This is a genomic window from Pseudoalteromonas sp. (assembly GCF_041629635.1).
Taxonomy (GTDB): Bacteria; Pseudomonadota; Gammaproteobacteria; order Enterobacterales; family Alteromonadaceae; genus Pseudoalteromonas.
Genome location: NZ_JBFKMX010000134.1, coordinates 1 through 9,726 on the forward strand (window position 1 = coordinate 1; position 9,726 = coordinate 9,726).

A 9,726-nucleotide genomic window follows, 5' to 3' on the forward strand; every position below is an offset into this window, starting at 1 on the left:
CCCTTTAGGCATTTTTTGAATTGTATTTAAACGTTGTTTCATAGTGCTTTTCTCCGTGTAATAACTGTAGCTAGAAAGCGTGTTTTTAGTATCTGAAACACAAGCAAGTAATGCGCGACAATAGGCAATACGCTGTGTTCTGTTTGCATGGGCGAGTACTGCTGCGTCACATGCGACTTCTTGTTGTTTTCTGTATTGGCTATAACCAATCCAACACAGAGGGTTGAACCAAAAAATAAGTAATAAGGTTATTGCGAGAGCGTTACTCCAATTGTCTTTGCGCGCAAAGTGTACCCATTCATGTTGAAAAATAAGTTTTGCTTGCTCGCTGTCGTAACGCTTATGAAAATCAAGTGGAATAAACAAGCGTTGCTGTATCAGACCAAACAACACTGGGCTGTTCACAGCATCGCTGAAATAAACAGGTAAACGATCATTCACCTTATGGCTAAATTGCTTGCCAACGTTGAACTTTTTACTAATTGAGAGGTGTTCATAAAACACTAAAAAACTCATTAAGCAAAAGCCTGTTAACCAAATCATGCTAAGTAAACCGTACACATCCATTGATTTAGACTGGGTTGTGACTGACACAACGTATTGGTGCAATTCGGTATCAAACGACATGGCACTTGAAACTGGCAGGTTGTTTAAAAGCAATACTAAAGGTACAAGCAACCAAAGTGCGTATTGAAACCGAGCGCTTAGATGATTTCGCAGCAGCTTGCTACAAAGTAATGCGCAAATGATGGCTAAACTGGTGGGCCATAATTGCTCTAATAACCAGTTAGTCATTTTTTTGTTCCCAGTTGTCGATAAGGTTTTTCAACTCATCAATGTCTTGTTTGCTGAGATTTTTATTTTTGGCGAATCCAGTTACAAGTGGGGCAATGCGGCCATTAAATAAGCGTTCAATTAAGCTTTGGCTTTCTTGTACTTGGTAGGCTTCTACTTCAAGTAAGGGTGAATAAATATAGCTTCGGCCATTTTTTTCAAACTCGATCGCCCCTTTTTTCACCATACGACCAAGAAGAGTCTTAACTGTTTTTTCATGCCAGCTTTTCTCTTTGTTAAGTTCATCAACTACTGTTTGTGCATCGGCAGGGTGAACACGCCATAATGCTTGAAGTACTTCAAATTCAGAATTACTGATATCCATATTGATTACACCTGTAATTTAAAACTTGGTAAAGAATTACAGGTGTAATCAATTTCGTCAAGTAATATTTTGCTGTTTTTTTAAACCATAAGTTGCTAGAACTCGTAAAAGAACAAAAACAAGGGTCGCTATGAAAAAGTTAACCACATCAATACTGCTTTATATTGGAGTTTTATCTACTGGAACGGCAGATGTTGATTTTAAGTTAGAGAAACTATCTGATAATTTGCATGTTCTGTATGGGCAGGGCGGCAATATAGCCATTAGTACTGGCGAAGATGGTATTTATATCGTCGATGATCAGTTTGCTAAATTAAGTGAAGATATCAAAGGGCAAATCAGCAAGCTAAAAGCAGGAGCCCCTGAATTTGTGATTAATACTCATCACCATGGTGATCACTCAGGTGGGAATGAAAATTTTGCCAACGCTGGCAGTCATGTTATTGCACATCACAATGTTTATAACCGATTGAAAGAAAAGCATGGTGAAGGCTCTAAATACCTTCCAGTGATTAGCTTTAGTAAAGATATGACACTGCACTTCAACAACGAGCATGCACAGCTATGGCATTATCACAATGCTCATACTGATGGTGATGCCGTTATTTTCTATGAACAGGCAAACGCAGTGCATTTGGGTGATATTTTCTTTAACTTAAAAAGCCTACCATTTGTTGATGTAGATAGCGGGGGCTCGTTAGACGGTGTTATCAATGCGGTAACTGATGTGCTTTCAAAAGTGGATGATAATTCTAAAATTATTCCGGGGCATGGACCGGTCACCAATAAAGCTGGTTTGGAGGCTTACTTAGCCCTTTTAAAGCAAGCGAGAGAACTTATGACAAATGCTATGGCTGACAATAACAGTTTAGATCAGGTGTTGGCACTCAAACCGCTTGCTAGTTTATCGCTTACTTACTCAAATTGGTTACCAGAAGAGCGAGTGACAAAACTATTTTATTTAAGTTTAAAAAAATACTTCTAAAAGTAACTAACATCATCGAAATCACCTCCTTAACCTTTTAAATGTGCCTAGCTCCTTTTGTGTTGGGGTTGGGCCTTTTGTCATTTAATTCTCCAAAATAGCAAATAATTTGTTACTGTTTGTGTCACTTAATACATGGGAGTAACAAGTATGTTGAATGAAAAGAATGATTTACCTGATCTAACTATGGCGATACCAAAGAAAAAGGGCCCAATTGTTGGAGCGATCGTTGGTCTAGTGGGTGTATCTTTGATTTATTCTGCGATGTACACAGTAGATGAAGGTCACGTTGGTATTATTAAACGTTTTGGTGAAGCGAAAGAACAAGTAAACCCAGGTCTTCACACTAAAATACCATTTGTTGATGATGTTGAAGTACTTGAAATTCGTACACGCAAGAATGTTGAAAAGCTAAATGCATCAACTCATGAGCAAATGCCAGTTACTGCTGAAGTATCTATTAACTGGACTGTAATGCGTGAGCAAGCGTTTGATTTATTCAAAAGCTATGGTGGTTTAACGCAGTTTGAAAGCCGTATTCTTGACCCTAAATTACGCTCTGCAGCAAAAGACGCATTAGCTCGTTATAAAGCAGAAGAGTTAATTCAAAACCGCTCGCAAGTAATTGCTCAAATTGAAGAGCTGTTAGTTGAAGAAATGAAAGAATACCCAGTAAAACTAGATTCAGCTCAATTAGAGAATTTAGTATTACCACAAAAGTACATTCAATCAATTGAAACAAAACAGACTGAGAAAAACTTAGCAGCAGCCGAAATGCACCGTTTAGAGCGTCAAAAGCTAGAAGCGCAACGCGAAGTAAATACTGCGATGGCACAACGTGATGCTGCAAAAGCAAAAGCGGATGGTCAAGCATATTCAATTCGGGTTGAAGCGGAAGCACAGGCGGAGGCAATAAAGCTCAAAGGTTTGGCAGAAGCAGAAGCTATTCAAAAGAAAGCGGAAGCGATTAAAGCAAATGCGACACTTGTTGATTATGTGCGTGCACAGCAGTGGAATGGCCAAATGCCAACGACAGTAATGGGTGCTGACCAAAGTATTCTATGGTCAATGGACGCTAAAAAGAAATAACAAATAGGAGGGTGTATGGCGAATTGGTCTTGCCCTAAGTGTCAGTGCGAACGCTATGACACAGATGAAATTGCCACTACAGGCAGTGGCTGGTCAAAAATCTTTGATATGCAAAACAGAAAGTTTACAGCGGTAGTATGTAAGAACTGTACTTACACTGAGTTTTATCGCGGTAAAACAAGCACGTTAGGTAATATTTTTGATTTATTTACCAACTAACAAAAACGCTGCAATTGCAGCGTTTTTTATTTTCTCTTTACTCCACTAAGGTAAAGCGTTTAAACACTTTTCCGTCGCGCTCTATTTCTTCTAAAAACATCTCAATCGGTCTTACCCAAAGGGCTTGTTCACCATAAAGCGGTTTATAGAGCACCAATGTCTCTTGTGTTTCACTATGGGTAACGGTATCAATTACTTGGTAAAAGTTACCTTTAAAATGTTGGTATTTACCGGGTTGTATTTTCATTATAAAAAGCTCGAAACTTGGGTTATGTCTTTTTTAACTAAGGCGTGTTCAGGCACCGTTGCGTCATCAGCGGGGTAACCAACAATAATCAGCATATAAGGTCGCTCATTATCTTTATCTCGACCACAAATATCGGTTAAAAAACTCATTGGTTTAGGGGTGTGGGTGAGTGTAACTAGGCCACTATGGTGTAGTGCTTGAATTAAAAAGCCAGTGGCAATACCTACACTTTCATGCACATAGTAATTGGTGTTCTTGTCTTCAGAATGGATACCGCCTTTCTTTTGACTAAAAATAGCAATTAACCAAGGCGCGTGTTCTAAGTAGGGCTTTTGGTCGTCAGTGCCAAGTGGTTTTAGTGCATCGAGCCACTCTTCACCTGCACGACCTTGGTAGAAAGAGCGCTCTAAATCTTCGGCTGCTTCTCGGATTTTCTTTTTCACATCCAAACTATTAATTGCAACAAAATGCCATGGTTGGTGATTTGCACCACTTGGTGCTGTTGCCGCAGCCTTGATGCAGGTTTCGATTATTTTTTTTGGCACGGGTTTATCTGAAAACGAACGAATAGAATGACGGCGTTTACTTGTGTCTAAAAACATTTGCGCCTTTTGTAACATCTCATCCTGAGGGTATTCGATAAAATCTGTTAGTGGTACAGATTGATGATCTTGCATAGTTTGCCCCTTTTTATTTTTGTTATATCCCGAGTGCTTTGGGTAATCAAGCTTGATTCACCTAATGAATAAAAAACACGCAAGTTAAGTATGGGTTAATACTGAACACATTAAGCTCGTATTAACGAAATTAAGAAAGTGAGTGAATCATGCAAGTATCAATGTATACCCGTCAAAACGATGTTTCTTATCAAGCTAATAATCATAAGAATAATGTTGCTTTTCAGCAGGCTGAGAAGTCATTAACTGCACAAAGTGCTAATGTGACCATATCTACCAGTGCGCAAGCTCTTTATAAAAAAGAAAGCACTCAGCCTGAAACTGGAACATCACCCTCTATCGATCAAAACATTAAAGAAACAGCGAAGGCAATTGCAGCTTATAAAGCGGTTTCAAATCTGATGGATGATAGTATTTCATTGGGTGAAGCGTATTTAATTAAACATAATGATACTGCTCGCCAGTTTTATGTAGGTAAAAACCAACTTAATCATCAGGCTAATATGGCGGAAGCTTATTTAAATAATATTGATGGTAATTCTGAGTCAGAAAATTCCAATTAGCAGTGTTTAGCTTTTGCGGCCAATAAAAATTAAAGACTAAACAGTATTTTACAGTTAATCGATAAACCTTGAGTTATAGTAAATTATGCGATTAAACAGGGAGCTTGGCTGTGCGTATTTTTACTCTAGTTCCTTTTATATTTTTACTCTCTGCCTGTGTTGTCTTTCCGGTAACAGATAAAGAAGCAACCCGTATTGCCAAAGTGCGCTGTGAGCTTTCTAGCGATAAAAAAATACTAAAAGTTGTTGATGTTGCGAAAGAAACTAATAGCTTTTATAGCGTCTCTGGCATCGTTCTATCACCAATTATTCTCCCTGTGTCTGGTCTGCTATCGGGCTCTTATACCTTGGTAAACAATATTTATTTTTATGGTGAGCAAAAAATAAAGTGTGATAATCGTGAGCAAGCTGACCTTAAGTTGAAAATTTAAAAGGATCACTTTTAATTGTTCTTTAAAATCGATTACTGTTATCAAATTAATCTGTTTTATCTTTTTAAGTAATTTTCTTAATCTATATATCAAGCCAATCGGAAAGCATTAATTAATTTTTTCGATGACTAATTACATTATAGAGAGAGAAATATTATGAGCACATCGTTAATCAATACAACGATCCAACCTTTCAACGCAATGGCATACCACAATGGTGAGTTTGTTGAAGTTTCTGAAAAAGACGTTTTAGGTAAATGGGCGGTTGTATTCTTTTACCCAGCTGACTTTACATTTGTTTGCCCTACAGAACTTGGCGACTTAGCGGATCATTACAACAAATTACAAGAGATGGGTGTAGAAGTTTACTCAGTATCTACCGACACACACTTTACGCACAAAGCGTGGCATGATACGTCAGATACAATTAAGAAAATCCAGTTCCCAATGATTGGTGACCCTACTGGCCGTATTACGCGTAATTTCGGTGTAATGATTGAAGAAGAAGGCCTTGCACTTCGCGGTTCGTTTGTAATTAACCCTGAAGGTGAGATTAAAGTTATTGAAACTCACGATTTAGGTATTGGCCGTGATGCAGCTGAACTTGTTCGTAAAATTCAAGCTGCGCAATATGTAGCATCACATGATGGTGAAGTGTGTCCTGCAAAATGGCAGCCAGGCGCTGAAACATTAGCACCTTCATTAGACCTTGTTGGCAAAATCTAACTTGTCTTACTTTTACTGCCTGCGGTGTGCAGGCAGTAACTAAGTTTTAACGATTAATGTCATTTAAGGAATGATCATCATGAACAGTATTTTAGATAACAATATCAAAACACAATTACAGAGCCATTTTAGTAGTATTGTCGACCCTGTAGAGCTGGTTATTGCCTTAGATGACAGTACGAAATCACAGGAACTAAATGCACTTGCAAATGATCTTGTTGCATTAAGTGAGCATTTTGTATTGAAACAAGACAATACATTAAAGCGCAAGCCAATGCTTTCTATTCGTTCACCGAAAAGAGGTAGCGAAATTAATTTTGCAGGTGTGCCAATGGGCCACGAATTCACAAGTTTAATTTTGGCACTGTTGCATACGGGTGGTGTTGCTAGCAAAGCAAGTGAGCTGGAAGTGGAGCAAATTAAGGGGCTGCAAAGTACGCTGAATTTTGAAGTATATATTTCGCTGAGTTGCCAAACATGCCCAGGAGTCGTACAAGCGCTTAATACTATAGCGGCTTTAAATTCGAATGTAACGGTGACAATGATCGATGGCGCACTGTTTCAAGGTGAAGTGTCAGATCGCAACATTTTGGCCGTACCAAGCGTGTATTTAAATGGTGAGTTATTTAGCCAAGGCGCACTCACACTCAGTGACATTATCAATAAACTTGATGATAGTGCAGCAGAAAAAACAGCCGAGCTACTGTCACAAAAAGATGAATTTGATGTACTTGTAGTGGGTGGCGGGCCAGCTGGTGCTTCTGCGGCAATTTACGCGGCGCGTAAGGGCTTAAGAACAGGTATTGTAGCTGAGCGCTTTGGTGGCCAAGTGGCAGATACTGTTGGTATTGAAAACTTTATTTCGGTGCAAAAAACTGAAGGGCCTAAGCTGGTGGCGCAGCTTGAAGAGCATGTTAAAGACTATGATGTTGATATTATTACCCAACAAAAAGCCGTTACCTTGAATAAGTCTGGCAACGTAGAGGTTGCACTAGAAAGCGGTGCAACACTGTCGAGTAAAAGTGTGATTTTGGCAACAGGAGCACGCTGGCGTGAAATGAATGTACCGGGCGAACAAGAATATCGTGGTAAAGGTGTTGCTTATTGCCCACACTGTGACGGCCCGTTATTTAAGGGCAAAAAAGTGGCAGTGATTGGCGGTGGTAACTCAGGTATCGAGGCAGCTATCGATTTAGCTAATATTGTTGAACATGTCACCGTATTGGAGTTTGCTGATACGTTACGTGCGGATGAAGTGCTGATCAAAAAAGCCAACAGCTTAGGTAATATTGAGATTATTAAAAATGCGCAAACTACCGAAGTTATTGGTGAAGGTACACGAGTCACTGGCCTAAAATATACGGATCGTGTCTCTGGCGACGAACATAATCTTTCGCTTGCAGGTATTTTTGTACAAATTGGTTTAATTCCAAACACTGAATTCTTAAAAGGCAGTATCGAATTAACTCCATTTGGCGAGATTGCTATTGATGACAAAGGCGCTACATCTATGCCCGGTGTATACGCTGCAGGTGATGCGACAACCACACCATTTAAACAAATTATTATTGCTATGGGCAGTGGTGCAACAGCAAGTTTAGGCGCATTTGATTATTTAATTCGCCATGCTGATGGCACGCAGCAAGTAGCATAGTTTATCCCTTATACATAATACGCCCACTATTATGTGCAAAGCCGCTGATCATTTAGATTGGCGGCTTTTTTGTTTAGTATTATCTTTATGGACTGCACTGTAGCTGTAAGTTGCATCAGCTTTTCACTTTTACACAATACGACCGTTATTAAGTGTGCCGCCGCTAATTACTTTGAATGACAGCATTTTTGTTAATAATCCGTTAATCACTGAATTTAACCTTTAATCATTTTTACATGGTTATATTGCGTTCACTTTACTTAGACTGGCTGATGAAATATTGGCAATTACAAAAAAGAGAACGCAAATGTTATCAATAACAGGGTTATCAAAAACGTATGACAACGGTGTAAAAGCACTGAATAATGTAAATCTTGAAGTGCCAAAAGGCATGTTTGGTTTATTAGGGCCTAATGGCGCGGGCAAATCATCACTCATGCGCACCATCGCTACACTTCAAACGGCAGATGCTGGTCAAATTACCTTTGATGGTATTGATGTCTTCAATGATCCGCAAAGTTTACGTAAACGCCTAGGTTATCTACCACAAGATTTTGGTGTGTATCCGCGTATTAGCGCGTATGAATTACTTGACCATATGGCGATTTTAAAAGGCATCGAAAATAATGGTGAACGTAAGGAAGCTGTTGAGGGTTTACTGGCACACACTAATTTATTTCAGCATCGCAAAAAAGCGGTAAGCGGTTTTTCTGGTGGTATGCGCCAGCGTTTTGGTATTGCACAAGCACTGTTAGGCGATCCTGATTTAATTATTGTGGATGAGCCAACTGCGGGTCTTGACCCTGAAGAGCGAAACCGTTTTCACAACTTATTAGTAAGCCTAGGTGAAGAAAAAGCCATCATTTTATCAACACATATCGTAGAAGATGTATCTGAGCTTTGCCCAAATATGGCAGTGTTAGCATCGGGTCAAATTTTACTCGAAGGAAACCCAATAACGCTTACCGATCAGCTTAATGGTCAGATTTGGAAAAAATCGGTATCGCTTGATGAAGCACAGGAAATTGAATCGTCTATGCCACTTATTTCAAAGCGCTTATTTGCTGGTAAAACCATTGTGCATGTAATGGCTGAAAACCAACCTGAAGGTTTTGATGCAGCACCGGCTAACTTAGAAGATGTTTATTTCTCAACGCTACTGCAACACCGAAATGCAGCGTAAGGAGGCGATATGTTTTTAAAAATGCTCGCCTTCGAGTGGCGCTACTTTACTCGACAACCTTCGTTTATTGTTACGAGCAGTATTTTCTTTCTGCTGACGTTTTTTGCGACTGTATCTGAAAATGTGCAAATTGGCGGAGGCGGTAATGTGGTTTATAACGGCCCATTCTCAATTGCACAAACACTTCTAATATTGGGCTTTTTTGCCATCTTTTTGGTGGTGAACTTTGTTGCAAGCACGGCAACCCGTAATGAAAGTTCTAAAATGGCGGAGATTTTATATTCCAAGCCAATAAACCCTGTTAGTTATCAGCTAGGGCGCTTTTTCGGCTCATTTACTGTGGTATTAACTGTATTTGCGTTTGTGCCGCTGGGTATTTTTCTGGGTACCACACTGGGTGCGGCTGCAGGATGGGTTGATGTTGAGCGCTTAGGCCCAACGGTATTAAGCCATTATTTCACTGCATTCTTCTATTTATCTGTACCTACATTATTAGTGCTTGCGTGTATCTTTTACGCGATTGCGATTCGCTTCCGCTCAATGATGGGTGTGTATTTAAGTGCTGTGGCACTTTTTATTGGTTATAACGTGGCAGTGCAATTTGCCAGTGAACCTGCGTATCGCGAGTTAGCTGCATTGATTGACCCATTTGGCTACAGTGCCTTTGCTGAAGTAACCCGCTACTGGACCATGCATGAGAAGAATAACTCAGCAATTGAGTTAAGCGGTGTACTACTGCAAAACCGTGCAATTTGGCTGGTGGCAGCGATTGCTATTTTGGCGTTGTTTGGCG

13 protein-coding genes are annotated in these 9,726 nt (G+C 39.6%); 9 read left to right on the forward strand and 4 right to left on the reverse strand.

Annotated elements, in window-relative coordinates:
- Both ABYD77_RS15390 and ABYD77_RS15395 read right to left on the reverse strand, forming a co-directional pair.
- Positions 1 to 795: M56 family metallopeptidase (locus tag ABYD77_RS15390; RefSeq protein ID WP_372771005.1), on the reverse strand; the 795-nt coding region annotated here is incomplete at its 3' end.
- Positions 788 to 1,159 carry a BlaI/MecI/CopY family transcriptional regulator gene (locus tag ABYD77_RS15395; RefSeq protein ID WP_372771006.1) on the reverse strand — a complete coding sequence of 124 codons (372 nt, stop codon included), beginning with the start codon at positions 1,157 to 1,159 and terminating at the stop codon, positions 788 to 790. The genes ABYD77_RS15395 and ABYD77_RS15390, both read right to left, overlap by 8 nt.
- A 130-nt stretch (positions 1,160 to 1,289) precedes the next feature.
- Here ABYD77_RS15395 and ABYD77_RS15400 point away from each other — a divergent pair, with 130 nt between their 5' ends.
- From ABYD77_RS15400 to ABYD77_RS15410, 3 genes are all read left to right on the forward strand, one after another.
- Entirely contained in the window at positions 1,290 to 2,144 is an 855-nt protein-coding gene (locus ABYD77_RS15400; RefSeq protein ID WP_372771007.1) for an MBL fold metallo-hydrolase, read from the forward strand.
- A gap of 150 nt (positions 2,145 to 2,294) precedes the next feature.
- Positions 2,295 to 3,233, forward strand: a complete 939-nt coding sequence (locus tag ABYD77_RS15405) for an SPFH domain-containing protein (RefSeq protein ID WP_372771008.1) — start codon at positions 2,295 to 2,297, stop codon at positions 3,231 to 3,233.
- A gap of 15 nt (positions 3,234 to 3,248) precedes the next feature.
- Positions 3,249 to 3,452 (forward strand): zinc ribbon domain-containing protein, encoded by a 204-nt coding sequence (locus ABYD77_RS15410; protein WP_372771009.1) that lies wholly within the window; start codon positions 3,249 to 3,251, stop codon positions 3,450 to 3,452.
- 37 nt (positions 3,453 to 3,489) lie between these two features.
- On the opposite strand, the gene ABYD77_RS15415 is transcribed toward ABYD77_RS15410, so the two are convergent.
- Both ABYD77_RS15415 and ABYD77_RS15420 read right to left on the reverse strand, forming a co-directional pair.
- Positions 3,490 to 3,699, reverse strand: a complete 210-nt coding sequence (locus ABYD77_RS15415; protein WP_372771010.1) for a DUF1653 domain-containing protein — start codon at positions 3,697 to 3,699, stop codon at positions 3,490 to 3,492.
- Positions 3,699 to 4,376 (reverse strand): nitroreductase family protein, encoded by a 678-nt coding sequence (locus ABYD77_RS15420; protein WP_372771011.1) that lies wholly within the window; start codon positions 4,374 to 4,376, stop codon positions 3,699 to 3,701. Before ABYD77_RS15420 ends, ABYD77_RS15415 begins: the two co-directional genes overlap by 1 nt.
- 149 nt (positions 4,377 to 4,525) lie before the next feature.
- On the opposite strand from ABYD77_RS15420, the gene ABYD77_RS15425 reads away from it, so the two are divergent.
- The 6 genes from ABYD77_RS15425 to ABYD77_RS15450 all read left to right on the forward strand — a co-directional run.
- Positions 4,526 to 4,939, forward strand: coding sequence for a hypothetical protein (locus ABYD77_RS15425; protein WP_372771012.1), 414 nt, complete (start codon positions 4,526 to 4,528; stop codon positions 4,937 to 4,939).
- Between the two features lie 110 nt (positions 4,940 to 5,049).
- Positions 5,050 to 5,370 (forward strand): hypothetical protein, encoded by a 321-nt coding sequence (locus ABYD77_RS15430; protein ID WP_372771013.1) that lies wholly within the window; start codon positions 5,050 to 5,052, stop codon positions 5,368 to 5,370.
- A 156-nt stretch (positions 5,371 to 5,526) separates the two neighbouring features.
- Complete coding sequence (ahpC, locus tag ABYD77_RS15435; protein ID WP_372771014.1) at positions 5,527 to 6,096, forward strand: alkyl hydroperoxide reductase subunit C; 570 nt, start codon at positions 5,527 to 5,529, stop codon at positions 6,094 to 6,096.
- An 88-nt stretch (positions 6,097 to 6,184) separates the two neighbouring features.
- On the forward strand, positions 6,185 to 7,750 hold the full coding sequence (gene ahpF, locus ABYD77_RS15440) for an alkyl hydroperoxide reductase subunit F (protein WP_372771017.1): 1,566 nt from the start codon (positions 6,185 to 6,187) through the stop codon (positions 7,748 to 7,750).
- A 307-nt stretch (positions 7,751 to 8,057) separates the two neighbouring features.
- Positions 8,058 to 8,933: an ABC transporter ATP-binding protein gene (locus tag ABYD77_RS15445; RefSeq protein WP_372771015.1), complete on the forward strand. Its 876-nt coding sequence runs from the start codon at positions 8,058 to 8,060 to the stop codon at positions 8,931 to 8,933.
- A gap of 9 nt (positions 8,934 to 8,942) precedes the next feature.
- Positions 8,943 to 9,726, forward strand: a 784-nt coding sequence (locus ABYD77_RS15450; RefSeq protein WP_372771016.1) for an ABC transporter permease, incomplete at its 3' end; no start/stop codon positions are given.